The sequence below is a fragment of the Paraliobacillus ryukyuensis genome, from assembly GCF_003315295.1.
Lineage (GTDB): Bacteria > Bacillota > Bacilli > Bacillales > Amphibacillaceae > Paraliobacillus > Paraliobacillus ryukyuensis.
On the sequence record NZ_QNRI01000005.1, the window covers coordinates 1 to 25,734 of the forward strand.

Below are 25,734 nucleotides of genomic sequence, written 5' to 3' on the forward strand. Positions count from 1 at the left end.
CGGCCATCTCTATTATACGATTGGAGATTCTTTTGTTACATCCCTTAAAGGTTTATTTTCACACAGGCATAGCCTGTGGTTTTAAAAGCATTAATCAAAAATGCACGCTTAGCAAGAGCTAGCGTGCATATCTTAGTCATTATGATTGATAACGTGTTAAGATATGTTCCCTACGCTGGTCTCAGCCAGATCAGGTTCCAAGGGTCAGTACCTACAGGATACAATCTCAACCGGCAACACCGGTCCCCCCACATGAAACAATCTATTAAATTTTCTACATTTTCTACTTTGCCATACCTAGATAATAAATGCAAGCGTTTTTCTTCTGCAGTAACGTTAAGCATATTTATTTATCTTTCCGTTCTGTTGTGGCATGATTATATAGTAATTAAAAACTGGAGGTCTTATCATGAAAATTGAAGTATGGTCAGATTTTGTCTGCCCGTTTTGTTATATAGGAAAACGCAGATTAGAAGAGGCATTACAAAACTTTGCACATCGTGATGAAGTAGAAGTGGAATTTAAAAGCTTTGAATTAGATCCCAATGCAGCTGAATATAATGGAAAAAGTATTCATCAAGCCATTGCTGATAAATATAATATTCCGTTGGATCAAGCCAAACAAGCAAATGCTAATATAATTGAACAAGCAGCTACAGTTGGTCTAGAGTTCCGCTTTGAAGAAATGAAACCGACCAATACATTCTTAGCTCACCGTCTAGCAAAATATGCTAAATCAATGAATAAAGATACAGAACTAACAGAAAAACTGTTGCACAGTTACTTTACCGACAACGTAAACTTAAGTAACCATGAAACATTAGTATCGTTAGCTGAAGACGTTGGTTTAGATCGCAACAAGGCTATTGAGGTATTACATGATGACAGTGCCTATGCTGAAGAAGTACGTGCAGACGAATCATTAGCCCAAAGCTATGGTGTTACAGGTGTTCCATTTTTCGTGATTAATTCAAAATATGCTATTTCTGGCGCACAGCCATTAGAAACGTTTACAGGTGCGATAGAAAAAGTGTGGGAAGAAGAAAAGCCAAAATTCCAGGACTTATCTTCTACTGATGCTGGTATGTGTACAGACGACTCTTGCACTATCTAACGAATCTTTTATTCAATCATTAAAAGCCAACAAGCTTCTCTCCTTTGCTTGTTGGCTTTTTATTGTCCTTTTGTTATTTTCTTACTTGTCTCTCATTAAAAGAATTGCTAAACTATAATAGTTTTTAGAATCTCGAATTAAAAGAAAAGAAAGGGTATAGCGTATGCAACCGAAGAAACTTCTGTGTCTTTTAGTCATCTGGTTACTACTAATATTGGCAGGATGTGCGTTAGATAATTCAACGAATTCTACAGAACAACCGGATACAGTTATCGCAAAAGTAAAACGAGTGATTGATGGGGACACAATTCAAGTTGAGGTTAATGGTCAGGAAGAAAATGTGCGGATGTTGTTAGTAGACACACCAGAAACAAAACATCCTAACTTACCAAAACAACCATTTGGAGAAGATGCCACTGCTTTTGCTAAAGAGATATTAACCGATCAGAATATTAAATTAGAATTTGATGGCCCAACACGCGATAAATATGATCGTCTACTAGCTTATATATGGATTGATGGAAAATTATTCAATGAATGGTTATTAGAAAAAGGCCTCGCTCGTTATGCTTACGAATATGATCCCCCATATACCTACAAAAAGCAAATGAAACAGGCAGAAAATAATGCAGCAGAACAAAAACTGGGTATTTGGAGTATAACCAATTATGTTACTGAAGAAGGTTTTCAATTTAATGAAAGCGAGACAGAAATAACTAATAACATACAAGCAGAAGTTAATTCCGCTCACGTTTATCAAACCTGCAAAGATGCCAGAAAAGCATCTGTTACTCCACTTTATAGAGGAGATAAAGGTTACAGTGATCAATTAGATGGCGATGGAGATGGCGTTGCTTGTGAATAGAAGCTAAGCTCACCATGCGTGTTTAGACTTTTTACATAAGGGCCGCTCCCTTCATGTTTACTTTTTATTACAAAAAAGAATCTGTGATTATCACTTTCGATACCCACAGACTCTATTTCTACCAGTATGTTTTGCTTCGTAAAGGGCTTCATCGGCTTTATGATATAAGTCATTAATTTCTTCTGCTTGTTCTGGATAAGTTGCAACACCTATCGATAACGTAATCGTTAATTCCTGTAACCCATCTTTAATATAAAACACATTTTGTTCCATATTACTTCTTACTTTTTCCGCTAGCACCATCGCTTCTTGATGCGATTTTGCTGGAGCAATAATCGTAAATTCTTCGCCACCATTCCGTGAGACAACATCATCTTTGCCAGCAAGTTCTTGTAATTCATGCGCTACCCCACGTAAAATAGTATCTCCTTCTGGATGACCATAGGTATCATTAATATGTTTAAAAAAATCAATATCCATGATCATGAGACTCACATGTTGGTTTTTCTTCTTTGCTTTTTGTTGTAATTGATTAATTGCAATATCAAAGCTACGCACATTATTAAGACCAGTCAAGCTATCAGTATAGGAATTTCTCCGATATTCTTTAAATAGCTGATTTGTTTTTCGTAAATAGTTATTCATATACACGGCAATAAAACCCGAGACAAAGGAGATAAACCAATAGATTATTAGCAATTCTCTGTATATACTATTTATTGGAATAGAGAGAAACATTACAACACTAAAAATAACATTTGACACAAATAAAGCAGTGGCAGTCAACAACCAGATATGATCGATTTTTTTAGAAATATAATAGAATGCTAAGCCCGATCCAACTATAAATAGGACATTTAAGAAAGTCGACAAACCAATTCCAAGTAAAAATCGGACACAGACGATAATCAGACTACTTACCATCATTGGAATCCAACCACCAAAGATAGTGACTAATAAAATAGGAATATGTCTAAGGTCAATTAAAGTTGTATCATTTATTCTAATACTAAAAAGCATTAGGATAATACCTAGTAAACCTGCAAGGATACCAACAAGTAATTGATTTAATCTATTTCGTTTTACAGCATACAAACCTTGCCGAAACAGTTGATGATAAAGAAATAAAAAAGACATAAGAATGGTAAGGTTCACAAATAACTCTTTAAGCAAGATGAAACACTCCTCTTTCCTCTTTAAACAAATTAAGCCAATAGTATTTAAGGTCGAAAAAGAGGACTTGTTGTAATTTAATACTTGAACACATCACTTATTATGTGATTTATTCAACTAAAGCAGATTGAACATAGTTAAATAATAATTTTTCAGTTTGTAATAATGATTCTTCATGTGTGCGCTCATATGCATGTGAAGCATCAATTCCAGGTCCGATTAAACCATGAATCACATCGTGTCCAGCATGAATAGCTGCTGATGCATCAGATGCATAATAAGGATAAATATCAACTTTGTATGGAATATTATTTGTTTCACATAAGTGAACAAGTTGCTTTCTTAGTCCATAGTGATAAGGACCGCTTCCATCTTTAGCACAGATAGAAACGGTATATTCATCGGTACGTTGCCCGTCTCCCATCGCTCCCATATCAACTGCTAAGTATTCAACTGTTTCTGGACTAATATTTGAATTCCCTCCATAACCAATTTCTTCATTGTTTGAAATAAGAAAATGCGTTGTATATGGTAGCGTAATATTTTCTTCTTTTATTCTGCGCAACAACTGGATTAGCATCGCAACACTCGCTTTATCATCCAAATGCCTTGATTTGATAAAACCGTTATCGGTTAATTCCACACGTGGATCGAAAGAAACAAAGTCACCTACTTCCATCCCAAGCGCACGCACATCTTGATCATTTTCTACTTTTGCATCAATACGCACTTCCATATTTTCTTGATTTCGTTCAGCTGATCCAGCATCTTTGTAGACATGGACAGAGGTTTGGTGCATTAGGATCGTCCCTGTATATGTAGTGCCTTGCGCAGTTTCTATTGTACAATATTCTCCCTCTGTAGCGTTATAACGAAAGCCACCAATGAGATCTAGTTTTAAACGACCATTTGGTTTAATTTCTTTTACCATAGCTCCTAAAGTATCAACATGTGCAGTTAACATACGGTGATGCGCGTTATCTTTACCAGGTACGGTTGCAATTAGCCCTCCCTTTCGATTAGTTTTTGTTGTTACACCTAAGTCATCAAGTAAGTTTTTTACAAACTGTATAACCTCTTTTGTATTTCCTGATGGACTTGGTATGGATACTAATTCTTTAATTAATAATTTCGTTTCATTAATAGTTGGATACATGGTCAATGTCGTTTCTCCTTTCGAATTACTTCTATCTAATATTTTAGCGTTATTCGATTTAAAGGACAACCATCTAGTAGCTCCTTTAAAATGTGCAAAAATCTATTACTTATTAGCACACCTACCTCTACTGCAATAGAAAAATAATTGATAAACTTTAAAGACTTACAAATCTATTACATTAGAGGTGATCACTTGTTATGAAATTGAAAATGCAACTTGCTAACTTTCAAATTCTGAAACAAATGAAAAATGTAAAAGAAGTTCCCAAAGGGGTTAAAATGATTCAAGCACCAGCGATTTGGGAAAACACACAAGGAGAAGGTGTTACAATTGCCATTCTTGACACAGGTTGTGATACATCACACGTTGAATTAGCTAGCCAAATTATTGGAGGCAAAAATTTCACCACAGATGACAAGGCTAATCCATCGATTTATCAAGATTACAATGGACACGGTACCCATGTTGCTGGAACAATCGCTGCAGCACTAAACGACAGTGGCGTTGTTGGAGTTGCTCCTAAAGCGAACCTGCTAATTGTAAAAGTTTTAGATCATCAAGGAAGCGGTGAATATGATTGGATTATTTCCGGAATAGAATATGCCATTGACCAACAAGTAGATATTATCTCTATGTCACTTGGGGGTCCCGAAGACTTGCCTGCCCTTCACCAAGTAATAAAAAAAGCTGTGGTAGAACATGACATTTCAGTCGTTTGTGCAGCTGGGAATGAAGGAGATGGCAAAGAACAAACCAGGGAACATTCCTACCCTGCTTTTTATAATGAAGTAATCAGTGTTGGAGCTATTGACTTTAACCGTCAATCTTCCCCATTCACTAACTCGAATAACCAAGTTGATCTGGTGGCACCAGGGGAAGAAATTACCTCGACTTACTTAAATGGCTCTTATGCTACTTTGAGTGGAACGTCAATGGCTGCTCCACACGTAACTGGAGCGTTAGCATTAGTTAAAAATTTATCAACCAAACAATTTGAACGCGAGCTAACGGAAGTAGAATTATATGCGCAATTAATTAAACGCACCCTTCCACTTGGATTCTCAACAAAACTAGAAGGTAATGGTCTCATTTACCTTACCCTCATAAATAACCTTCCATATTCATTTAAACAACTACTCTTAACTGCTTACACACAACTCACCCAAAAATAATTATTTTACCCATCATTCTATTTCTGATAAGCTATGGATGAAATCATGTATCACAAGAGGAGAAGAAAGATGCAACAATTACAATTTGAAGATGCTTGGAAGCGTACCATAAGTGACCAAGACAGAAAGCTAATCTATCAAGTGTTCAACGATACAGTGATTGATACATCGTCTACAATTAAAGTTAGCAATGTTAGACACGACACCAATCATAAAGAGGAAGAACTAATGATCTCGATCATTCATAATTTTTCTGAAAGTAATTTTACGCTATCAAATTGTTATATCGAGTATCTAGAAAACAAAACAGTCATTGCAACACATCAACTTCATTTCCCGACTTTAACAATTCCTGCTCATACCAGTATGCCTTGGACATTCATTTTTCCAAAGGAAAGTTTTGAACAGCAGCCCTCATGGGAATTGGGAGAATTGCGGATTGGCGAAGGTGCAAAGTAATTGCGATTGCTAAGAGAAAGATAATAGCCACAAGAATCGAGGGAAAAAAGATGGTTCTTCGTTTCTTGTGGCTATTTTCGGTTCAATCCTCATCCTTAACATCAATATCTTCAGGTATTGGTTCACGAAGATACTCAGCGAGATATTGTTTATATCTTTCTAGCTGTTTAAAGTGCTCCGTGAATTGCTCTTGATTAATTAAATAATGTTCCCCATCATATAGTGCTCGAATGCGCTGTTGAAAAATTAATTGCCTTACTTCTTTTTCTGTAAGATCTAAATACGTAGCCGTTTCGTCTATTGTTAAGTACAACATTCATCATCCTTTCACTAATTGATAAAATGCTTCAGGTGCCTCCACTTGAAAATGCATTGTTTTTTTGGTTATTGGATGTTGAAACGATAGCACATTCGCGTGTAAGGCCAACCGATGGATTGGATTCACAGATGAGCCATATTTCTTATCACCTATAATTGGTTTTTTCATTGATTCCAATTGCACACGTATTTGATTTTTTCTCCCGGTGTCCAGCTCAAGTTCAATTAATGTATATTTTTTATTTGTAGCCTTTTGTTTAAGATGGGTAACTGCTTTTTGTCCACCATTATCTTTTGAAGATGCATACATTTTATGTGTTTTTGACTCTTTCAACCATGAGACAAGTGTTTGTTTTTCACTCTTTAACACTCCTTCAATCACAGCAATATAGGTTCTTTTTTTAACCATCTCTTTCCAATTGTCTTGCAACATTACCTTCACTGCTTCTGTCTTAGCAAACACCATTACTCCTGATGTCTCTCGATCAAGCCGATGAACGATGAAAACTCGATTGCTAGGATGTTGTTGTTTTACATAATTCATCAGATAACGATATGCTGTTTCTTGTTTCTCTTTATTAGAAGCAATAGTCAATAATCCAGATGCTTTATTAATTACAATTAAGTGTTCATCTTCGTATATTATCTCTATCTCTTGTTTGACTTGTTTCGTTATTGCATGTTTTAAGATTGCAACCGACTGTCCAACTTTTACTATTCGATTATAACGTGTCTCTACCTGTTCATCGACAACTATTTGTCCCCTTGTTAGCATTGCTTTGGTACGATTACGGCCTTGATTTAAATGTTTATACAGAAAGGATAACAATTCACTTTCTTCTTGTACTTCAAATTGATGTTGATACTTACTTCTATTTTTCATAATAAACAAACCAACCTTCTACTATAGCTAAGTTTATTATGCCATATCATGTCAGATAGAAGCTACCAATTGCTAAAATTTGCAGTATCAAGTGTTTAGACTCCACAGTAAAAAGTGCTATTACTTTTTGTAATAGCACTTTTATATGGTACTAATCGACTTGTATGTCTAGTTTATTTTTTTTATCAATAAGATAATAGATGAGAGCTAAAATTAAAAATAAACTAGCAGTCATATACCAAGGAAAACCAGTGATCGCTTTTCCAAAAGCTGTGTAGACAATTGCTGGAGCAATCACTCCCAATACCGAATAATACATATATTCCCTTAGATTTTTGGTCATTTCCATCAAATAAAAAGACAGCAAGTGAAAGTGAACAAAAGGTGTAATTCTTAATACCATTACTTGAGAAACGGTCATAGTCCGGTCTTGAAAAACACGTTGCTTCAATTTAGCGATACGATCATGCAGTTTCGGAAAACGATACACAATTTTGTAAGAAAGAAGACTCATTGCGGATAAACCAATAACAGATAGAATGGCGCCTTCAACAAACCCAAATAATACACCTCCAGCAATGCAAACAACGATAACTGGAATAAAAAGTATTGGACGGATGATGTGCAACAAAACAAAAAGTATTGGTGCAAACCAACCCGAGTGATCAATAAATAATTCAATAGAATGGTTCATTTGTTCCATGAACCTTATCCCCCCATCTTTACACAGTATACGCAACTTTACAAATGATGTACATGATACTTGTTTACGTATGATGACCGAGGAAAGATTTCTGGCCGTTGATGATCAATCCCACTTGCTGTTCTTCGTTTTTTGTGCGCTTCTTTATAGGCATTAGACTGTTGCCAAATGGTAAATGCCTCTTCGGATTGCCAAAATGTAATAATGACATATGTATCCGAATTTAATGGACGACATACCCGAATAGCAACGAAGCCAGGCTCATCTTCTACTTTTCGAGCTCGATTTTGAAATCTTTCTTCAAATGTTTCCATACCTTCTTGCGTTACAGGTATATGATTGCAAACCACATATATGTGCTGTTCTGATGGCAGAAGTTGCGTACCATCGATTACTTTATAACTATTATCTTCCTTAGATAATAAACTTGGATCGATTGCTTGTTGCGTCTCAGTTAGATATAATGTTTTATCTTTATTAGTTAAAACAAACATGCTTTGATCTATATGCAACTTATGATCAAGTAAATATAAAAACATGCTTTAATCTCCTTTTCTTATAGCTCACTAGTGTTAGTTTATCGAATTTTTCTGCAAAAATAAAACAAAATTACTTATACATCCAATAAAGGTTTATGTTAAACTTTATTATAAAATAAACGTTAAAAAGTAGGTCGTTTCATGATTAAGTTTCAAGAACGGATCATTGATTTTTCATTGTTAATTCTAGCTATTTTTTTTGCTATTTATGCTAGAGATATTGACGTTGATTACATTACATACATAAAAGCCTTCGTTATCTATTGGTTTTTCTCCACACTCTATTATCACTTTTCCTTAACTACCCGGAAAGGAAACATTAAGATAGATTATGGCATTAGTTATAGCACTTCATTTGCTATTTTCACTGGTCCATTAGGAGCTTTTCTATTTGAATTTGTACTTCGCTTTACAATATATTTCTATAAAAAAATAACTAATAAAGCAGATTCTGAAGAGTTCTTAGACACTCTTTATAATATTGGTTCGTTTACCGTATGTGGTGTGCTAGCGTATTCGCTTTACCACTGGCTCATTTCGTTTTTTATGAATTTTCCATTTGGATACTGGATCCTATTGCTTATTATTGTAGCAGTTGTTTTTATTACATCTTCTATGTTTTTGTTGCTTATCTCGATTATAGATGGACAAGTTCATTCGTGGAAGGATGTGCCAAAATACTTAGTAAGTGGAAGAAGTTCATTGGATATTTGGAAAATAACTATTTCTAACGGTCTTTTATTAATTTTTCTTCAAATGAAATTTTGGGATCTTGTTATCGTCCTATTCATAATGAACTATATTCTTAGTCGTTCGATTTATTCAAAATCACAAAGTATTCAACATAAAAATGAGCGAGATTATTTTGAACAGTTAGCTTATACAGATTTCTTAACTGCCATTCCGAATCGAGCAGCCATGGGCAAAATGATGGAACTATTAGCAACAAAAACTGAGCCTATTGCTATTATTGTGACTGACATCGATTATTTTAAAAAGATTAATGATTCTTATAATCATGCGGTTGGAGATCGAGTAATACAATCATTTGCTAGTATATTACAAACAAAATTAGGAGATTCTGAAAATGTGTTTCGGTCTGGGGGCGAAGAGTTTACGATAATACTACAAGGATTAGACTATCGAACTTGTGTAGATAAAATTGAACAAGTAAAACATTATGTAACTGACAATCATGTAACATCGTACTATCAAGATGACATCGTTCATATTCATTTCACAGCATCGTTTGGTTTGTATTACTTCATTCCTGCACAACTTTCTATTGAAAAAGGTTATATTGAAGCAGATACATTGTTAATTGAAGCTAAGAATAAAGGACGAAATTCGTTATGTTATGATCGTCATCAAGCCTAATATAGAAAAATTTCGGCAATAATTTGGTGCTTCCCCCTGAAAGTTAGAGTTTTCTACTCTAGCTTTCAGGGGGAAGCACCTTTCTCAACTTTCTTCAATAATGTCTCGTACTGGGATTGAACCAGTGACCCCTTGCCTGTCAAGCAAGTGCTCTCCCGCTGAGCTAACGAGACGAAATGTTATAGTAATACTATGATAATAATGGATGATTGTATTGTCAATAGCTCCTGTTAAGAAAATGTAATAGTCCTGACATAAACATATGTAATTGTGGAACAAATACCATCTTTTTCATGCAGAAAAAATTACCTGTTAACTAGTGATCGTATAATTTAACTATCTTTCTAGCAATCTTCCATTTTTTTGATAAGGAAATACTATGTTACAACTGATAGCCTTTTAACTAGAGTCACAAATTACAAGGAGGGCTATTATGTTTAACATAAAAAAAATTGCAGTTATAAGTAGTTTATCTTTTTCTTTATTTTTTGCACCAACGATTGCTAATGCAGCTACGCACACAGTTCAAAGTGGAGAATCATTATGGAAAATTGCAACTAAACACGGTGTTTCTATACAAGAAATTATGCAGTCAAATAAATTATCAGGAACAATCATTTATCCAGGTCAACAATTACAATTACCTTCTAATCTATCAAACGAAGAACTTGATTTGATGGCGAGGCTGGTTAATGCAGAAGCAAAAGGAGAATCTTATGCTGGTAAAGTTGCTGTAGCAACAGTTGTATTAAATCGCGTTGATCATGCCGACTTCCCTAATACAATTAAAAGCGTCATCTATCAACGGTCAGCGGGTGGGTATTATGCATTTACCCCAGTCCAAAATGGAGAGATAAACCACGCAGCTGATAGTGAAGCGAAGCGTGCAGTTCAAGAAGCACTGGCTTTCCGTGGACAAGGACAAGGATCAATCTATTTCTACAACCCCAGAACTGCTAAAAGCGATTGGATTCTATCGAGAGAAGTCACAATTACTATTGGTAATCATCGTTTTGCAAAATAATCATTATATAATAAACGCATGAGACAAAATGTCTCATGCGTTTATTCATCTACTATTCTTTTTCAATTGAATATTTTACAAGTAAATCATTTAATTCTCGATTTAGATCAGTCAATTGCTCTGCTGCATTGGCAACATTCGTAATCGCACTAATTTGTTCATCAATTGATGAAGTGATTTCTTCCACTGAAGCTGCTGTTTGTTGAGAAACACTTGAAGCATTTTCAACACCTTCTGTAATATGTTGATTATGCGATGTGATACTATCAATTTCATTGTTAACCGCATTTAGTGAAGTAACAATGTCTTTAATCGATTGAGATAATTGGTTAAACTTACTTTGTGTATTTAATACATCTGTGTTTAACCCTTCCGCGGTCTTCACTGTCTGCTCTACTGTTTCTACTGTCTTATCTGTCTCATTTACAATATCAGATACAACTTGCTGTACTTGGTGTGTTGCATCTTTTGATTGTTCAGCTAACTTTCTAATCTCGTCTGCTACGACAGAGAATCCTTTGCCGTGCTCTCCAGCACGAGCCGCTTCAATACTTGCATTTAAAGCCAGTAAATTCGTTTCTTCGGCAATCGTTTCAATCGTTTCCAATACTTTAGTAATTTGTTGTGTTTTATTACTTAAACTTTGAATCTCTTCACTAATTTCTTGAGAAGCAGTTAATGAACTTGCATTGGATTGTTGTAATGATTGAACAATTGTTAATCCTTCATTTGATACTTTATCTGTCTGCTGCGTAATTTCTTCCATCTTATTACTCTGTTCACGCATTGTCTTTATTGCAGTTGTTAGCAGATCTACGCGACGGTTTATCTCTTCTAAATCATTCGATTGCTCTTGTGTACCCGTTGCAATCTCAGAAATAGCGTTTCCTACTTCCTCACTACTTGCTGATGTTTGCTCGGAAATGGCTGACAAATCGCTTGAAGAATCAAGGAGTTTATTGCTTGATTGTTGAACATTTGAAATCAATTGACGCAATTGGTCAGACATCTTGTTAAAGGAGGCTGCTAGTTGACCAATTTCATCGGATGATTCAGGTAAATTTGTTTTTACAATCTTACCTTCTGCAATATGAGCTGATACCTTTGTAACATCTTTTAACAAGTTCAATTTCTTTCGAATAGCTAAGAACGCTATTAGTACACTTATCAACACAATAATTACAGTGACAGCTATAATTATATATTTAAGTACCTCTAATTCTTTATAAAATTCATCTTGATAGACCGCTATCCCAATGGACCAGTCCCATGGCTCAAAATAGCGCATATAGGCTGCTTTCTGTCTGATTGAACCATCTTCTTGTTCATCTGCATACGTTACATAATTTGCTGAACCTTCGGCAGATTTTGCTGCATCAACCATATTTTGGCGGTTGGTCCGGTTCGACTCATCTGGTCCCTCTCCAACTCTATTTGGATGCACCTGTAACGTTAGATCACTATCATAGGCTAAAAGATAGCCATTGTCTTTATAACTGAAATTTGATTCTTGAAAATTGTATTCATTGTTGTCATTTACTTCTCCATTTAAAATCCGACGCGCTTCTTGTTTCGCCTCTTCTAACCTTATATCCCCATTTTCCACATGGTGGTTTAACAACTCTAATGTTGCATACCCTGCATCTGTAATACTAATTAAGTTTCTTTTCCCAGCATCAAGTAACGTATTTTTAGCCATTATGTAGCTAGTAATGCCGATGACACTACCTGTTAAAACTATAATAACTAGAATTAAACTAAGTAACTTTGTTGAAATACTATTAAGCTTAACCTTGTTTTTCATCCGTCTTCCTCCTCCAAAAAATTTCAGGTATTTCTACTTTTATCGACAAAAAATGCAAAATGTGAATATTAGTTGAACAATTTCTATTTTTACAGAAAATTAAAAATATCGATGTGTTACAATTTAATTAAAAATAAATTTTATTGAGGGAGGTTTGTTATGCGTATCGAAAACGTAGTAGATAATCAACAATTAAATGATGCATTTTCGGTAAGAAATAAGGTATTTGTTGAAGAACAAAAAGTACCATTACATTTAGAACAAGATAAGTATGAAAACGAGGCTCTCCACTTTGTTGGATATGTTCAAGATCAACCAGTAGCAGCAGGACGTGTGCGAATAAACAAAGATTATGCCAAACTCGAACGTATTTGTGTCCTAAAATCTCACCGCGGTCACTCATTAGGAAAACAATTAATTCTAGCTATGGAACAAAACTTAATTAAACAAGGCGTTAAGAAAGCTAAGTTAGGAGCTCAAACACATGCAGAATCTTTCTACCATAAGTTGGGGTATAGTGTTATTTCTAACGTTTTTTATGATGCCAATATGCCTCACATCATGATGGAAAAGGACCTAATACAATAAGTATAAAACTCCTCCTCATTGTCAATGCTGAAACGTAGCATAACTTGTTAGGGGGAACCTTTTTTGGAACACATATCACCTATATTTTTTGAATCTTTATTTGGTTTTTTTGGCTTGTTTGTTTTGACTAAAGTACTTGGAAAAACACAAATCAGACAATTGACTGCTTTTGACTTTATTTCTGCTTTAATTTTAGGTGAACTTGTTGGAAATGCGTTGTATGATGATGGTGTAGGTATAATTGATATTGGTTTTGCCATTTTGCTTTGGGGAGGATTATTATTTGTCACTGAAATAATAACCCAAAAACTAAAAGGGAGTAGATCTTTACTTGAGGGAAGACCTTCTATTATCATTCATCAAGGGAAACTGCAACGTGAAGTAATGGCAAAAAGTAAATTAGACATTAATCAGTTACTTCATTTATTGCGATCAAAAGATGTCTTCTCTGTACGAGAAGTTGATTATGCAATTTTGGAAACAGACGGCACTGTTTCAGTACTTAAAAAGACATTTGCACAACAACCAACGCGGTCGGATCTTCAACTCCTTCCTGAAGAAGTGAGTTTGCCTATAATGCTTATTAATGATGGTGAAATTATAAAAGATAACCTAGCGCAAATTAATCAAGACAGAAACTGGTTAGAAAATGAATTGAAAAAACAAGAAATTAGTTCTTATAAAGAAGTCTTTTACGCAGAATATAAGAAAGGAGAAAACTTATATGTGCAAACATTATAAGTTTTCTCCTAACAAAATAAATCTATAATGGTAACCTAAAAAACTACTTATATTAATTCATTAATATATTGGCCAACTCCTGTTAGCTCGGCATAAATCATATTTGCCTCCACAGACATTCGAGGGGGAGATAATATTGGTGCAGTATTTTGTTGCACTTGTTTACTTAATTCAGTGTGTTCCATCTGTTGTTTTTCTAATTCTTCTTGGTAAGACATATCCAATTGAATTGGGTATAATTGTTCGATCGGATAAGGATCACGCTCTGGTTGTGTTACACGATTTTGATATTGTTGGTATTGATAATTATCAACTGGTAATACGTATCCCATAAGCTTTTCCCTCCCTATATAAAGGATATACCCGTTTTCAAAGAATTTATTCCTATTTCATTGTTCAAATACGCTCATTTCTTTTTCTAGTTTCTTGATCTTTTGTTCTGTCTCTTGAATCACTGGCTCTATTTTACGCTCTGGATAACGTAAATATTTTTCGTTTTTTTCTAAATATTTAGCTATAACTCCTAAGTTAGTTATTAATCGAGTGATAGTCAAATTTCTTTCCTCCCTTGTAGTTTATTGTATAAGAAAAGAGATAGCCCATTGATTGGTACTATCTCTTCTTTTTATAACCACGAAAACGGTCGTTTATCCTGATGTCCTTCTTCTTCATCATCTTGTTCTTCATGTTTCTCTTCCTCAGCTTCTATTCTTTCTTCATGCGGAGGTTCTGGTTGCGGTCTACGAACACCACCAAAAAAGGCATCAAATGGCCGCGGTCGCTCCGTATGTGGCGTTGGTGTGGGTTCAAAATGAACATTGTCTGCTTTAATAATAAGATCTTTCACATGGATCACTTTTTTTGATTCCGACATGGTTATTTCACTCCTTTTCACTTATGAACTTATTCGATATTAGTCTATGTGACGATTACCGTTTTGTTTGTGACATTCGCCCGTTTTATTTAAATTACTCATTTTATTCGCTTAGCGGATGAATGCCTACACAAAGCTTTTAATTGTACATACGCTATAAGTGACGATAAAGTCATTAACTATTAGAAAGGAGTTCATCATTTATGACATGTGGAGGTAAATACGATTCTGGAAGCTGTGTAGCTGATATCCTTCGTGAAATCGCTGATGCACAATCTGATTTGCTTAGCGATTGTACAACGAGCTGTGAACAATCCATTGCGGATTTATTAGGGGACACAAGTCCTTCAAGCAACTTGGATACGGTACCTGTTCTTTTATACTGTAAAGATTGCAAACCATTTAAAGGATATGGTGTACCAGTGGAAGATCTTGGAGATGCATTTGCTAGTTTTTATTTCCGTGTAAAAAGCATAGACGACAAAAACTGTGCAGTACTTGAATTGCTACGTGAAGAAGAGGATCATAAAAAAGATCCACACTCTCCTGTAGAACAAGATACAAGTGACTTAGAAGTTACTGGTGTATGTATTACGGTTGATGTGGATTGTTTCTGCCACATTACTTGTCTACCTGCTATTAGTGCATTCTAAATTATTTAGGTCTGATGCCCTTGCATCAGACCTTTTTACATAATATTAAAAACTTAATAAGCGAATCATTTTAATATCATCTAATGTAACTTGATGAAACTTAGGGCGTTTTAATGTTTCAACAAATACTGTACTATCTTCTCGTTTAGTAATGATGCCCTTTAGCCGATTATCTGTTGTAATAATTTCACATTTTAATTTTGGCGTGAAACGTGGAGAAGTTGCTAAATAATCTACTTGTTCCAAAAGTGTCATTTCTTTGAAAGGAACTTTATTAATTGTATTGGTTACTTCAGCTGTTGTGTCGTTATCTTCTAATACTTCTATATGATTTTCCTCTAAAGTTTCTTCCCAGTTAGGTTTATCTATAGTATCTTCTTCCGCAAAAAGTACATCCGTTTTTTGATTGTTTTCCTCATCTGCTTGATTCGTACGTTTTTTTGATCGTTTAGTTGGACGATCTGATATTGTTTTTTCGATATTATCTACACTTTTCTTAGGTGATTCGTAGTCTTCTTGCATATTCGCAGCTGGCGTTGCTAAGTTTGGTTGATCAATGTACAATTTGGGACGTCGCTTAGCTACTTTTTTTCTTCTAGACACAGGATATTCCTCCTCAAAATCATTCTCTTCGATACTATATGTTAAGAATGATTGAGTTGTGCCCATTTGCTAAAACGTACTATTTTAATAATTTTACATAAAAACAGAAAGCATTACGTAACTAGCACGCAATGCTTTCATTTGAATTAAGATAAACCTAAAATATTGTAACCTGAATCTACATGAATAACTTCTCCAGTTACCCCTCGTGAAAGATCACTTAATAAGTAATAAGCGGTATCGCCGACTTCTTCTTGTGTTACAGTGCGACGTAATGGTGCTTTTTCTTCAATATCTTTTAACACGGAATTAAAATCTCCAATTCCTTTGGCAGATAATGTTCGAATTGGACCAGCAGAAATCGCATTAACACGAACACGATGTTTTCCAAGATCATTCGCTAAATACTTCATGCTTGCATCTAAGCTAGCTTTCGCTACACCCATGACATTGTAATTTTGCACGACACGTTCACCACCAAGGTAAGTAAGCGTAATAATTCCACCACCATCAGTCATTAATGGTTGTGCTGCTCGAGCGACTGCCACTAGTGAATAGGCACTAATATTATGTGCTAGTAAATAGCCATCGCGACTAGTTTCAACGAACTCCCCTTTTAAATCTTCCTTATCTGCAAAAGCGATACAGTGTGCTAAACCATGAATCGTTCCAACATCTTGTTTAATTTGATCAAATGTATGTTGAACAGCTTCATCATTTGTTACATCGCATTCGTAGAATAAGGCATTTTGACCTTCTAGCGTTGCTACTAAATCTTCTACCGGTTTCTTAAAGCGTTCATTCGCATAAGTAAAAATTAATCTTGCCCCCGCATTATGGAGCGAGCGTGCGATTCCCCATGCAATACTTCGCTTATTTGCAACACCCATAATGACATATGTACGACCTTCTAAAGAAAAATTCATATTATTTCCTCCCATTAACATTCATAGGTTGTTATTAGTACCAGATACTATTTTATCTTAATCAAGCCAGAAACACAATTATAATCAAACTGTCAGTAATTTGTACTAACTTATTTTCACTTACTTTTAGAGTAAATATACCACATTATGCAAGTGATGTATAAAAAAGAGACTACAAACATTTAATGATTGTAGTCTCTTTAACTGGTTATTAACTAAATTCCAATAAATTTTGCAATTCTTCTACATATTCCGTCGACCCAGTAACAACTAAATGATCATTTAAGAATAAACGAGTATCACCGTGCGGAACAATGGAATCGTCTCCTCTGAAAATCCGAACCATAATAACATCACCAGTAAACGGAAACTCTCGTAACATAATACCATCATATGCTGAATTATTCATTCTAATTTCATATAATGCACTTTCTTGGTTGGTAAGAATATCAACCACATTTGGCGATTCGATCATTGCTTTTAGTAACGTTTTGCTAGAAAGTAAATAAGAGAATACTTCAACCCCTTGTTCTTTTAATTGTTTATCAATATCAGAACGTTCTGCTCTAGCGATGACGCGTTCAACGCCTTTGTTTTTTGCATAACAAGCAATTTTCTTGTTAATGTCTTCGGTACCTGTTGAAACAACAACTATATCTGCATCAAACACCCCTAATTGTTCTAATTCATCGATTTCATAAGCTTCTAATTCTCTAATATCAAAGACAGATCGTGTTATTTTCTCATCAATTTTATCCAGACGTGTATGGTATAAATGTGATTCAAATAATTCTTTATCTAACTCTCTCACGACAGGCAGTGTTGCTTGATTGGAACCGATAAAGGAAACAATCTGTTTCGGAATCGCTTCTTCTTGGTGTACATATAATTTTTTGAAAAATGGAGGTGTAATAATACAAGTTAAAACGGCTACAAGTATTAACGCACTTTCCATTTGGCTATCAATAACACCCATTCTTTCACCGATTGCAGCAGCTGCAATAACTAAAGACAATGTTGATGTCAAAATCATCCCAGCGCCTATTACCGTTCTTGTATCATACCATTTTCTTAAGATCGCCAATGGAACAAGTTTAGATAAAAGTAATGCAATTAATAACAATGGAATTAGCATTAATACCTTAGAATCGCCAAAAAGAGTCCAAATGTTTATATCCACACCTATCATTACAAAGAAGATAGGAATCAAAAATCCATAGCCAAAGCTGTCTAATTTATGCACCAGGTCTTGATTAGGAGCTAGTAACGACACAAGGGCACCAGCTATAAATGCACCAAGGATATTTTCTGCTCCTACTGATTCGGATAGTGCAACTAAAAAGATAATTAACGTAAATATTGCTCGTGTACCAATCTGAATCGTACCCTTTGACAATGCTTCAATAAATGACTGATTCTTAAAGTGTCTTCCGACAAAGTACAAGACGATGCCTACAGCGAACAAGATAAGCAATAGCCACATATTTCCTGATCCGTCGCCATAAATAGATACAAATACAGCTAATAAAATCATGGTAACTAAGTCAGCGATTACAGCAACCAAAAGGATGGTCTGACCAATTGGTGTCTTCATAGCTTGTGCTTCTTTTAATGTTGGTACTACAACACCCAAAGAGATGGTTGAGATAATCAATGTCATTAAGAAAACATTGTCAATAAATCCTGCTATTACAAACAACCAAGATAATCCGACCGATAAGAGTAGTATTCCAATAAATACAATGATTGCTAAAAATACCGGACTTGGGTCATTGTTTTGCCCATTTTGATTAGTGCCGCGTGGCCTTCCTTGCTTCTTTTTCTTTGAGAATAGTGAGAAATCAATTTCAAGACCGCTTAAGAACATTAAAAAAATAAAGCCTAATGTAGAAAGGGTTTCTAACCAACCGCTTTCTTCTACTAAATTAAACCCACTATGACCTATAATTAAACCAATAATAATTTCTGCAACTACAACTGGGATAACATTCAAGCGAAGTCGATGCATTAGAATTGGTGTTACAAATGCAGCGATAATAACAATGAGCAATGAACTTACTGATTCTCCATGTGCCTCCATATAACAAACCTCTCTTTCCCTTGGTAATTTTTAAAGTAATAAATTCATAAACGCTGTGGCGAGTCCAAAATAAATTAATACAGAAATAATATCATTAATTGTTGTAATAAAGGGACCTGAAGCAACTGCAGGGTCAACATTAAATCGATGCATGACTAACGGTACTAATGCCCCAGCAATTGTCGCTGCAATAAGTGTTGTCATGATAGAAATGCCAACCAGCATGCCTAGGAAAATATCCCCTTGCCAGAAATAAATTACTACGGTAATTACGAAGCCGCAACTCATTCCTGTAATCAACCCAGTAGCAGCTTCACGCATTAGTATTTTCCATTTCCCCTGTTTTTCAATTTCACCTGTGGCAATCCCTCTAACTGCGACTGCAAGTGCTTGTGTTCCTGTATTTCCTGCCATACCAGCAATTAAAGGGATGAAAATAGCCAGAATAGCAACTTTGTCTAATGTTGCTTCAAACCGACCAATAATACTTGCAGTAAATAAACCTAGAAATAACAAGATAATTAGCCAAGGAAGTCTCTTTTTGGCAGATACAAATGCATTATCATCTGCACGATCCATATCAGATACACCAGCAAGTTTTGAATAGTCATCACTTGCTTCTTGATCCATGACGTCCATAATATCATCGACTGTAATAATCCCTAGTAAATGATCTTGGAAATCGACAACAGGTAAAGCAAGAAAATCATAATCACGCATCATCTGGGCGATATCTTCTTGGTTTTCTCCTACTTGTACAGAGACGATTCGATCACTCATAACATCAGAGATTAACCAATCTCCTTCTGCTATAATTAAATCACGTAAAGAAATAACACCAACTAAATGCTCAAATTTATCAACCACGTAAATATAATAAATTGTCTCTGCTTCTGGTGCTTCTTTCCTTAAATGTCGCATGGCTTCTTTAACAGTTTGTTCGGTATGGATAACAACAAATTCTGTAGTCATTATACTTCCAGCAGTTTTTTCTTCATAATGAAGCAATGTCTTTATCTCTTCAGCAGCATCTTGTTCCATGGTAGTTAAAAAGCTAGCAACTTTATTTTTATCTAATTCATTTAAAATATCAACAGCATCATCGACTGACATTTCTGCTAAGACTTGTGCAGCAAATGCTGGATTCATTTCAGTAATATATTGTAATACTATTTCTTCATCAACTTGTTCGATAACATCTGCGATCTCTTCAGACGATAAATAGGTATATATAAGAAAACGAGTTTCTTCTGGCTGTTCTTCAAAGATTTTCGCTTGATCATATGGGTGCATTTCTAAAAATTCCGCTCGAAATTCGTCAATCTGCTCATTTAGTAGTGCACCTTGGATTTTTTCCCATAACTGTTCTCGTTCTAGTTGATCTAAATGTTCCATTTTAGTCCCCTCCTTTATCGCCTTAGACCGTATAATAGTAATCGCCCACAAGAAATTTGTCAATAAAATGATTTTTGTCGTTGTACTATAAAACAATCTGAAATATTTCTTACTTCTTCACTTAAAAAATAGTTCATTTTAAGGTAAACTATTCATTAGAGTTTTTTATAATTATATGGAAAAGAGAATGATAATAAATGAAAAAAAATGCAACGCCTAAAATAGATTATACATTAATACTAATTGTTATTTTATTAGCAATTGTGAGTATTTTTACGTTATATACATTAGAAGCAACATTAGAAGGATCTTATTATCTAAAACAATTAACATGGTACATTATAGGGAGTGTCGCCATTGGATTAATTATGCTTTTCGATTATGATCGATTACGTCAAGTTGCCTGGATTTTATATGGCTTTGGGATTGTTATGTTACTTATGCTTTTTTTTCATTTCCCACCTGGAATTGCCAATAAAGCAGGTGGTGCTTGGGCATGGTTCCAATTTGGTCCAATTTCATTACAGCCTGCTGAATTTATGAAAGTTTTCTTGATTATTGCTTTAGCTAATCTCATTGTCATGCATAAAGAAAAATTCAAAACACCAACTACTAAAAGTGATCTTTGGTTATTAGCTAAAATTGTGATCGTAGCCATCGTTCCAATGTTATTTATTATTAAACAACCTGACTTAGGTGGGTTTTTAGTTCTTTCTTCAATTGTTTTTTGTATGTTACTTGTTTCAGGAATAAGATGGCGGATTATTTTAACGATGTTAGGGTTAGCAGTCATTATATTAGGTACAATTATTCTGTTATTTGCAAAATTCCCGGAAACAGTTGAGCAATTCGCTGAAGATCATGATCTACAATATGTGGAAGACAGGTTTACGTCTTGGCTAGATCCTAAAAACAATAGACAAGGGACCGCTTTTCAAGTAACACAAAATATACTTGCTATTGGATCTGGGCAACTAAGCGGTAAAGGAATCGGTGAATTTGAAGTATCTCATGTCCCTGAAAGACAAACTGACTTTATTTTCTCAGCAATTGGTGAACAGTTTGGCTTTATTGGGTCAAGTGCTCTACTTGTGTTATTTTTCTTATTAATTTATCGGTTAATTCACATAGGACTACAAAATAAAGACCCATTTGGCAGCTATATTATTGCTGGAATGACCGGCATGTTTACCTATCAAATTTTCCAAAACATTGGTATGTCAATTCAATTGTTACCTATCACTGGGTTACCTCTACCATTCATTAGCTATGGTGGTAGTTCTACTTTAACGTATATGATAGCAGTTGGTATAGTATTAAATATTCATTATCGGACCAAAGTATATATGTTCGATTCTTAATCTACGATGTAGCAAGGAGGGGTATTATGCATGCAGATATTATTGGTGATGTACATGGCTGTTACGATGAGCTTTTAGCTTTGTTTAAAAAATTAGGTTATGATATAGAAAATGGCATCCCACATCATCCTGAAGGACGTAAACCTATCTTTATTGGTGACATTACCGATCGTGGCCCTCATTCGTTAAAAACAGTGGAACTTGTATATGATATGGTAATAAAGAAAAAGATAGCCGATTACGTACCAGGGAATCATTGTAATAAATTATACCGGTATTTCCTAGGAAATAAGGTACAAGTCAAGCATGGATTAGAAACAACAGTAGCCGAATATGAATCGTTAGCAGCAAATAAGCAAATGGAAATAAAAGATAAATTCACCACATTGTATGAGCAAGCGCCTCTATATCTTGTATTGCCAGAGTTGCAAGCAATTATAGCTCATGCTGGTATTCGAGAAGATCTTATTGGTCGCCAGGATAAGAAAACAGCTACATTTGTTTTATACGGTGACATTACAGGGGAAAAACATGAAGATGGCCGTCCAGTTCGAAGAGATTGGGCGCAGGACTACAAGGGGGCTAACTGGATTGTTTATGGGCACACCCCTGTCAAACAACCTCGCGTAGTTAATAAAACAATTAATATTGATACAGGTTGCGTATTTGGTAATCAATTAACCGCATTTCGCTTACCAGAAGAAACAACAGAAAGTGTTCCATCCGACCAACCTTATGTGGAAGAAAAATTTAGTTACTTTGATTAATAGAAATCCCAGTTTAAGCATCATTTTGATGTCAAAACTGGGATATTTTTTTCATGTCATTTGGTATGTCAGAAGTGCATTCAATCTTCTTCTTTGTCCTAGGATGGATAAAGGAAAGATCGGTACAGTGTAAAGCTTGTCTCGAGATTTTATCTGTCGCACCTCCATACAAATCATCTCCAACTAATGGATTGCCAAGGTATGAAAAATGAACCCTTATTTGATGGGTTCTCCCCGTCTCAAGTTGTATCTGAATAACTGTATTATCATTCGTTTCTTCTACTACTCGAAAATGGGTAATGGCTTTCTTACCAGTAGGATCGACGATGCGCTCAATAATAGAGGTTGACTTTCTGGCAATCGGAGCGTCAATGGTTCCTTCTTTAAGCTTAAGGTGACCTGAAATAATCGCTTGATAACGTCTATTCACCTCTCCTCGTTGCTGACTTAGTGAAAGAATCGAGTGACTTAATCGATGTTTGGCAACTAACATTAATCCAGAAGTATCTCGGTCTAACCTTGTCACAATATGCACCGTGTAATCTAGTTGCTGTTGCTCATAATGATGTAATAGTGCATTGGCTAACGTCCCTTGTTTGTGTAAATGAGAAGGAATACTCGGCATGCCTGCTTGTTTATCAATGACGATAACATCTTCATCCTCATAGATAATAACTAATGGAATAGGCTCTGCGTGCATCAATGGTCCTCGTTTTTCAGATGGAAAAATAACTTCAACCATATCTCCTTCAACAAGCTTTCGGCGTACAGTGGCAAACATTTCATTAATAAGTAAACACCCCTGCTCACTTGTAATACTCCTGATAATACGCCTGGAGAAACCATGTACCTTTGTTAAATATTCTTTTAATAGTAAGCCATCTTCTGTTTTGGAAACTTGCCATTTCATTTATTCTTCACTTCACCTTTTTTGTGTTCTATCTTTCATCAGAGACAAATGAATCTCGTACTCGCTTCCAAAAAGGGAAAGATTTAAATCTTGCAAAACGTATTTTCTCTTCTGCTACTTGGCATTCTATGGAATGAATGTTTGCAACATTTTTGGTTATATGATCAATGGTTAATAAGAAACTTTGATTTTTTTCTACAGGGTTAAATTTACATACATGGTGCTTTGGTAAAATTAACGGAGAGCCAATTGTCCGATAAACTCTATTATTAATGGATGACATTTCGGTTATTTGCACGGAAGCCAACGATGGATGAATAATCGCCCCACCAAGCGCCTTGTTATATGCCGTACTGCCAGATGGTGTTGATATACATAAACCATCACCTCTGAAACGTTCAAAATGTTCTCCTTTAATACTGACATCTAGTACAACTGATCCTTCTACTTTTTTGATAGACGATTCATTTAATGCCAGATAACGTGTAGCTTCATTATCATTAGAATGAATCGTTAATGATAATAGTGGGTACTCGACAACTTGATAAGGTTTTTTAGCAATATCAATAACCAATTTTTCAATCTCTTCCGGTACCCAATCTGCATAAAACCCTAAATGACCTGTATGTATACCTAAAAAAGCTGTCTTATCTAATCGATGACTATAATCATGAAATGCTTGCAAAAATGTCCCATCTCCACCAACGGAAATAACTAAATCAGGTTCATTTTCATCATAATCAAGTTCAAAATCAATTAAATATTGGTAGATCAATGCTTTAATACTATCTGATTTGGCATCACCTCTAGATGTTATCGAAAACTTCATAAGCTAACTGCTCTCCCCTCGTTTATGTTTATATTGATTAAATATACGTTGTGCTTCTTGTACTTCATCCTTAATCATTGCCATTTCTTCATCAAGTTGAAATGCTGCTTCTGCTGCACGCTTTAATCTTGTTTTTATATGCGTAGGGATTTGCCCTTTATATTTATAATTTAACGAGTGTTCATTTGTAGCCCAAAAATTCATCGCTAGTGTACGAATTTGAATTTCTGCAATAACTTGTTTTTCTCCTTGAATAGTGGCAACGGGATATCGAATAATAATGTGGTAGGATCGATAGCCACTTGGTTTTTTAGAAGCAATATAATCCTTTTCTTCTATTATCTCAAAGTCACTTCGCATTTGAATCATCTGAACAATGGTATAAATATCATCAACAAATTGACATACCACACGCACACCTGCAATATCTTGCATTTTTTCTTCTAAATGGGCAAAAGCTATATTTTTACGATTTGCTTTATCAACAATACTGGAAACAGGTTTTACTCGCGCTGTAACAAATTCAATTGGAGAGTGTTTAGACTCCAATTCGTATTGTGCTCGAATTCCTTTTAATTTTACCTTTAGTTCTTCGGTCACTTGTATATATGGGGCAAGAAATGCATCCCAATTCAATCTAGACACCGCCTTCGGTCGAATACTTTATGTATTTAGGTAACACTATTCTTATTGTATCATATGTGTAGCAAAGAATATGATAGGTTTAGGCGAACGATTTTATTCGACAACCTTTCAAAAATTACACTATACTGAATATAACAAATTAAACGAACATAGACCATTGTTAAGGAGTTGTTAATGTGCAAGAAATTGAAATGGAAAGTAAAAATTTATTAACTAAAAAAGAATATGAAGCAATTATACAATTTTTTCAATTATCAGAGGAACAAGCAAAAACACAAATTAATTATTACTTTGAAACCAGTGATTTTAAATTAAAAGCAAATGGAGCTGCTTTGCGAATTAGAAAGAAAGACAATGATTGGGTGTTAACATTAAAGCAGCCATATCAAGATGGTTTAATCGAAACCCATGATTCCTTATCCGAAATAGAAGCGATGCAAGCCATCGAAGGAAAAATGATAGATAAACCAAATGTAAATAAGCAACTTAACAAATTGAATATTAGTATAAATGACCTACAATATGGTGGTTATTTACAAACAGATCGATTAGAAGTGACGTATAAAGAAGGACTAGTTGTCATAGATTATAGTATATATAATGGCAAATCAGATTATGAGTTAGAAGTTGAAGCTGTTTCAAAAATAACAAGTGAAACCATTATGCAAGAATTAATGGAACACTTAAATATCAAGAAAAAAGCAACACCAAACAAAATTGAACGATTTTATCAAACGTTAACACAATCAAACGAGCTTTGAAACAGATAAGT

General features: G+C 34.9%; 29 protein-coding genes, 1 tRNA gene and 1 riboswitch. Of the genes, 12 read left to right on the forward strand and 18 right to left on the reverse strand.

Annotated elements, in window-relative coordinates; all coding sequences use genetic code 11:
• Positions 1-150: 150 nt before the first annotated feature.
• A riboswitch (TPP riboswitch) is annotated at positions 151-260 on the reverse strand.
• 149 nt (positions 261-409) lie between these two features.
• Both DES48_RS08675 and DES48_RS08680 read left to right on the forward strand, forming a co-directional pair.
• Positions 410-1,114, forward strand: coding sequence for a DsbA family oxidoreductase (locus DES48_RS08675; protein WP_113868529.1), 705 nt, complete (start codon positions 410-412; stop codon positions 1,112-1,114).
• Positions 1,115-1,277: 163 nt separating this feature from the next.
• Entirely contained in the window at positions 1,278-1,979 is a 702-nt protein-coding gene (locus tag DES48_RS08680) for a thermonuclease family protein (protein WP_113868531.1), read from the forward strand.
• A 90-nt stretch (positions 1,980-2,069) separates the two neighbouring features.
• Here DES48_RS08680 and DES48_RS08685 read toward each other — a convergent pair whose 3' ends face one another.
• Positions 2,070-3,152 (reverse strand): GGDEF domain-containing protein, encoded by a 1,083-nt coding sequence (locus DES48_RS08685; protein ID WP_113868533.1) that lies wholly within the window; start codon positions 3,150-3,152, stop codon positions 2,070-2,072.
• A gap of 109 nt (positions 3,153-3,261) precedes the next feature.
• Positions 3,262-4,308 (reverse strand): M42 family metallopeptidase, encoded by a 1,047-nt coding sequence (locus tag DES48_RS08690; protein WP_079709993.1) that lies wholly within the window; start codon positions 4,306-4,308, stop codon positions 3,262-3,264.
• A 200-nt stretch (positions 4,309-4,508) separates the two neighbouring features.
• Between DES48_RS08690 and DES48_RS08695 the strand changes: the two genes are divergently transcribed.
• Positions 4,509-5,483: a S8 family peptidase gene (locus DES48_RS08695; RefSeq protein WP_113868535.1), complete on the forward strand. Its 975-nt coding sequence runs from the start codon at positions 4,509-4,511 to the stop codon at positions 5,481-5,483.
• A gap of 69 nt (positions 5,484-5,552) precedes the next feature.
• A complete protein-coding gene (locus DES48_RS08700; RefSeq protein ID WP_170126191.1) occupies positions 5,553-5,942 on the forward strand; it encodes an SLAP domain-containing protein in 390 nt (129 codons plus the stop codon).
• A gap of 82 nt (positions 5,943-6,024) precedes the next feature.
• On the opposite strand, the gene DES48_RS08705 is transcribed toward DES48_RS08700, so the two are convergent.
• The 4 genes from DES48_RS08705 to DES48_RS08720 all read right to left on the reverse strand — a co-directional run bounded on the left by DES48_RS08705 (position 6,025) and on the right by DES48_RS08720 (position 8,385).
• The gene (locus DES48_RS08705; protein WP_113868539.1) at positions 6,025-6,255 is read right to left on the reverse strand and encodes an excisionase family DNA-binding protein; all 231 of its coding nucleotides are present in this window, start codon (positions 6,253-6,255) and stop codon (positions 6,025-6,027) included.
• Between the two features lie 6 nt (positions 6,256-6,261).
• Positions 6,262-7,143 (reverse strand): RluA family pseudouridine synthase, encoded by an 882-nt coding sequence (locus DES48_RS08710; RefSeq protein WP_113868797.1) that lies wholly within the window; start codon positions 7,141-7,143, stop codon positions 6,262-6,264.
• 151 nt (positions 7,144-7,294) lie between these two features.
• Complete coding sequence (locus DES48_RS08715) at positions 7,295-7,846, reverse strand: TVP38/TMEM64 family protein (protein ID WP_079709193.1); 552 nt, start codon at positions 7,844-7,846, stop codon at positions 7,295-7,297.
• Between the two features lie 38 nt (positions 7,847-7,884).
• Entirely contained in the window at positions 7,885-8,385 is a 501-nt protein-coding gene (locus DES48_RS08720; protein WP_113868541.1) for an antibiotic biosynthesis monooxygenase family protein, read from the reverse strand.
• 141 nt (positions 8,386-8,526) lie between these two features.
• On the opposite strand from DES48_RS08720, the gene DES48_RS08725 reads away from it, so the two are divergent.
• Positions 8,527-9,762, forward strand: a complete 1,236-nt coding sequence (locus tag DES48_RS08725) for a GGDEF domain-containing protein (protein ID WP_113868544.1) — start codon at positions 8,527-8,529, stop codon at positions 9,760-9,762.
• A 101-nt stretch (positions 9,763-9,863) separates the two neighbouring features.
• On the opposite strand, the gene DES48_RS08730 is transcribed toward DES48_RS08725, so the two are convergent.
• Positions 9,864-9,935, reverse strand: a tRNA-Val gene (locus tag DES48_RS08730).
• A gap of 260 nt (positions 9,936-10,195) precedes the next feature.
• On the opposite strand from DES48_RS08730, the gene DES48_RS08735 reads away from it, so the two are divergent.
• The gene (locus DES48_RS08735; RefSeq protein WP_113868546.1) at positions 10,196-10,786 is read left to right on the forward strand and encodes a cell wall hydrolase; all 591 of its coding nucleotides are present in this window, start codon (positions 10,196-10,198) and stop codon (positions 10,784-10,786) included.
• A 52-nt stretch (positions 10,787-10,838) separates the two neighbouring features.
• On the opposite strand, the gene DES48_RS08740 is transcribed toward DES48_RS08735, so the two are convergent.
• Positions 10,839-12,590 (reverse strand): methyl-accepting chemotaxis protein, encoded by a 1,752-nt coding sequence (locus DES48_RS08740; RefSeq protein WP_113868548.1) that lies wholly within the window; start codon positions 12,588-12,590, stop codon positions 10,839-10,841.
• Positions 12,591-12,749: 159 nt separating this feature from the next.
• Here DES48_RS08740 and DES48_RS08745 point away from each other — a divergent pair, with 159 nt between their 5' ends.
• Positions 12,750-13,178, forward strand: coding sequence for a GNAT family N-acetyltransferase (locus DES48_RS08745; protein WP_113868550.1), 429 nt, complete (start codon positions 12,750-12,752; stop codon positions 13,176-13,178).
• A 63-nt stretch (positions 13,179-13,241) separates the two neighbouring features.
• Positions 13,242-13,919 (forward strand): DUF421 domain-containing protein, encoded by a 678-nt coding sequence (locus DES48_RS08750; RefSeq protein WP_079709187.1) that lies wholly within the window; start codon positions 13,242-13,244, stop codon positions 13,917-13,919.
• Positions 13,920-13,966: 47 nt separating this feature from the next.
• On the opposite strand, the gene DES48_RS08755 is transcribed toward DES48_RS08750, so the two are convergent.
• The 3 genes from DES48_RS08755 to DES48_RS08760 all read right to left on the reverse strand — a co-directional run bounded on the left by DES48_RS08755 (position 13,967) and on the right by DES48_RS08760 (position 14,793).
• On the reverse strand, positions 13,967-14,251 hold the full coding sequence (locus DES48_RS08755) for a hypothetical protein (RefSeq protein WP_113868552.1): 285 nt from the start codon (positions 14,249-14,251) through the stop codon (positions 13,967-13,969).
• A 57-nt stretch (positions 14,252-14,308) separates the two neighbouring features.
• Complete coding sequence (locus DES48_RS15910) at positions 14,309-14,473, reverse strand: hypothetical protein (protein ID WP_170126192.1); 165 nt, start codon at positions 14,471-14,473, stop codon at positions 14,309-14,311.
• Positions 14,474-14,544: 71 nt separating this feature from the next.
• Complete coding sequence (locus DES48_RS08760) at positions 14,545-14,793, reverse strand: hypothetical protein (protein ID WP_079709185.1); 249 nt, start codon at positions 14,791-14,793, stop codon at positions 14,545-14,547.
• 203 nt (positions 14,794-14,996) lie between these two features.
• Here DES48_RS08760 and DES48_RS08765 point away from each other — a divergent pair, with 203 nt between their 5' ends.
• Positions 14,997-15,446, forward strand: coding sequence for a CotY/CotZ family spore coat protein (locus DES48_RS08765; protein WP_079709184.1), 450 nt, complete (start codon positions 14,997-14,999; stop codon positions 15,444-15,446).
• A 45-nt stretch (positions 15,447-15,491) separates the two neighbouring features.
• Here the strand turns inward: DES48_RS08765 and DES48_RS08770 are convergent, their stop codons facing one another.
• From DES48_RS08770 to mgtE, 4 genes are all read right to left on the reverse strand, one after another.
• Positions 15,492-16,049 (reverse strand): CotO family spore coat protein, encoded by a 558-nt coding sequence (locus DES48_RS08770; protein WP_170126193.1) that lies wholly within the window; start codon positions 16,047-16,049, stop codon positions 15,492-15,494.
• A 146-nt stretch (positions 16,050-16,195) separates the two neighbouring features.
• A complete protein-coding gene (gene fabI / locus DES48_RS08775) occupies positions 16,196-16,975 on the reverse strand; it encodes an enoyl-ACP reductase FabI (protein WP_079709182.1) in 780 nt (259 codons plus the stop codon).
• Positions 16,976-17,186: 211 nt separating this feature from the next.
• Positions 17,187-19,055 (reverse strand): monovalent cation:proton antiporter family protein, encoded by a 1,869-nt coding sequence (locus tag DES48_RS08780; protein WP_113868556.1) that lies wholly within the window; start codon positions 19,053-19,055, stop codon positions 17,187-17,189.
• A 30-nt stretch (positions 19,056-19,085) separates the two neighbouring features.
• Positions 19,086-20,450: a magnesium transporter gene (gene mgtE, locus DES48_RS08785; protein ID WP_113868558.1), complete on the reverse strand. Its 1,365-nt coding sequence runs from the start codon at positions 20,448-20,450 to the stop codon at positions 19,086-19,088.
• A 197-nt stretch (positions 20,451-20,647) separates the two neighbouring features.
• Here mgtE and DES48_RS08790 point away from each other — a divergent pair, with 197 nt between their 5' ends.
• Both DES48_RS08790 and prpE read left to right on the forward strand, forming a co-directional pair.
• Positions 20,648-21,811 carry an FtsW/RodA/SpoVE family cell cycle protein gene (locus tag DES48_RS08790; protein ID WP_113868560.1) on the forward strand — a complete coding sequence of 388 codons (1,164 nt, stop codon included), beginning with the start codon at positions 20,648-20,650 and terminating at the stop codon, positions 21,809-21,811.
• Positions 21,812-21,837: 26 nt separating this feature from the next.
• Positions 21,838-22,578 carry a bis(5'-nucleosyl)-tetraphosphatase PrpE gene (gene prpE / locus DES48_RS08795; RefSeq protein WP_113868562.1) on the forward strand — a complete coding sequence of 247 codons (741 nt, stop codon included), beginning with the start codon at positions 21,838-21,840 and terminating at the stop codon, positions 22,576-22,578.
• A gap of 31 nt (positions 22,579-22,609) precedes the next feature.
• On the opposite strand, the gene DES48_RS08800 is transcribed toward prpE, so the two are convergent.
• The 3 genes from DES48_RS08800 to yjbM are packed head-to-tail and all read right to left on the reverse strand — an operon-like array spanning position 22,610 to position 24,953.
• Complete coding sequence (locus DES48_RS08800; RefSeq protein ID WP_113868564.1) at positions 22,610-23,488, reverse strand: RluA family pseudouridine synthase; 879 nt, start codon at positions 23,486-23,488, stop codon at positions 22,610-22,612.
• 28 nt (positions 23,489-23,516) lie between these two features.
• Positions 23,517-24,317, reverse strand: a complete 801-nt coding sequence (locus tag DES48_RS08805) for an NAD kinase (RefSeq protein ID WP_079709176.1) — start codon at positions 24,315-24,317, stop codon at positions 23,517-23,519.
• Positions 24,318-24,320: 3 nt separating this feature from the next.
• Positions 24,321-24,953, reverse strand: a complete 633-nt coding sequence (gene yjbM, locus DES48_RS08810) for a GTP diphosphokinase (RefSeq protein WP_113868566.1) — start codon at positions 24,951-24,953, stop codon at positions 24,321-24,323.
• Between the two features lie 185 nt (positions 24,954-25,138).
• Between yjbM and DES48_RS08815 the strand changes: the two genes are divergently transcribed.
• Entirely contained in the window at positions 25,139-25,723 is a 585-nt protein-coding gene (locus DES48_RS08815; protein WP_245911351.1) for a CYTH domain-containing protein, read from the forward strand.
• The last annotated feature ends 11 nt before the right edge of the window (positions 25,724-25,734 follow it).

Bases quoted from the DNA above. Each gene is read 5' to 3' on its own strand.
- DES48_RS08675 (WP_113868529.1), top strand. From the start codon at position 410: ATGAAAATTGAAGTATGGTCAGATTTTGTCTGCCCGTTTTGTTATATA.
- DES48_RS08680 (WP_113868531.1), top strand. From the start codon at position 1,278: ATGCAACCGAAGAAACTTCTGTGTCTTTTAGTCATCTGGTTACTACTA.
- DES48_RS08690 (WP_079709993.1), bottom strand. From the start codon at position 4,308: ATGTATCCAACTATTAATGAAACGAAATTATTAATTAAAGAATTAGTA.
- DES48_RS08695 (WP_113868535.1), top strand. From the start codon at position 4,509: ATGAAATTGAAAATGCAACTTGCTAACTTTCAAATTCTGAAACAAATG.
- DES48_RS08700 (WP_170126191.1), top strand. From the start codon at position 5,553: ATGCAACAATTACAATTTGAAGATGCTTGGAAGCGTACCATAAGTGAC.
- DES48_RS08710 (WP_113868797.1), bottom strand. From the start codon at position 7,143: ATGAAAAATAGAAGTAAGTATCAACATCAATTTGAAGTACAAGAAGAA.
- DES48_RS08715 (WP_079709193.1), bottom strand. From the start codon at position 7,846: ATGGAACAAATGAACCATTCTATTGAATTATTTATTGATCACTCGGGT.
- DES48_RS08720 (WP_113868541.1), bottom strand. From the start codon at position 8,385: ATGTTTTTATATTTACTTGATCATAAGTTGCATATAGATCAAAGCATG.
- DES48_RS08725 (WP_113868544.1), top strand. From the start codon at position 8,527: ATGATTAAGTTTCAAGAACGGATCATTGATTTTTCATTGTTAATTCTA.
- DES48_RS08735 (WP_113868546.1), top strand. From the start codon at position 10,196: ATGTTTAACATAAAAAAAATTGCAGTTATAAGTAGTTTATCTTTTTCT.
- DES48_RS08740 (WP_113868548.1), bottom strand. From the start codon at position 12,590: ATGAAAAACAAGGTTAAGCTTAATAGTATTTCAACAAAGTTACTTAGT.
- DES48_RS08745 (WP_113868550.1), top strand. From the start codon at position 12,750: ATGCGTATCGAAAACGTAGTAGATAATCAACAATTAAATGATGCATTT.
- DES48_RS08755 (WP_113868552.1), bottom strand. From the start codon at position 14,251: ATGGGATACGTATTACCAGTTGATAATTATCAATACCAACAATATCAA.
- DES48_RS08760 (WP_079709185.1), bottom strand. From the start codon at position 14,793: ATGTCGGAATCAAAAAAAGTGATCCATGTGAAAGATCTTATTATTAAA.
- DES48_RS08765 (WP_079709184.1), top strand. From the start codon at position 14,997: ATGACATGTGGAGGTAAATACGATTCTGGAAGCTGTGTAGCTGATATC.
- fabI (WP_079709182.1), bottom strand. From the start codon at position 16,975: ATGAATTTTTCTTTAGAAGGTCGTACATATGTCATTATGGGTGTTGCA.
- DES48_RS08780 (WP_113868556.1), bottom strand. From the start codon at position 19,055: ATGGAGGCACATGGAGAATCAGTAAGTTCATTGCTCATTGTTATTATC.
- mgtE (WP_113868558.1), bottom strand. From the start codon at position 20,450: ATGGAACATTTAGATCAACTAGAACGAGAACAGTTATGGGAAAAAATC.
- DES48_RS08790 (WP_113868560.1), top strand. From the start codon at position 20,648: ATGAAAAAAAATGCAACGCCTAAAATAGATTATACATTAATACTAATT.
- prpE (WP_113868562.1), top strand. From the start codon at position 21,838: ATGCATGCAGATATTATTGGTGATGTACATGGCTGTTACGATGAGCTT.
- DES48_RS08800 (WP_113868564.1), bottom strand. From the start codon at position 23,488: ATGAAATGGCAAGTTTCCAAAACAGAAGATGGCTTACTATTAAAAGAA.
- DES48_RS08805 (WP_079709176.1), bottom strand. From the start codon at position 24,317: ATGAAGTTTTCGATAACATCTAGAGGTGATGCCAAATCAGATAGTATT.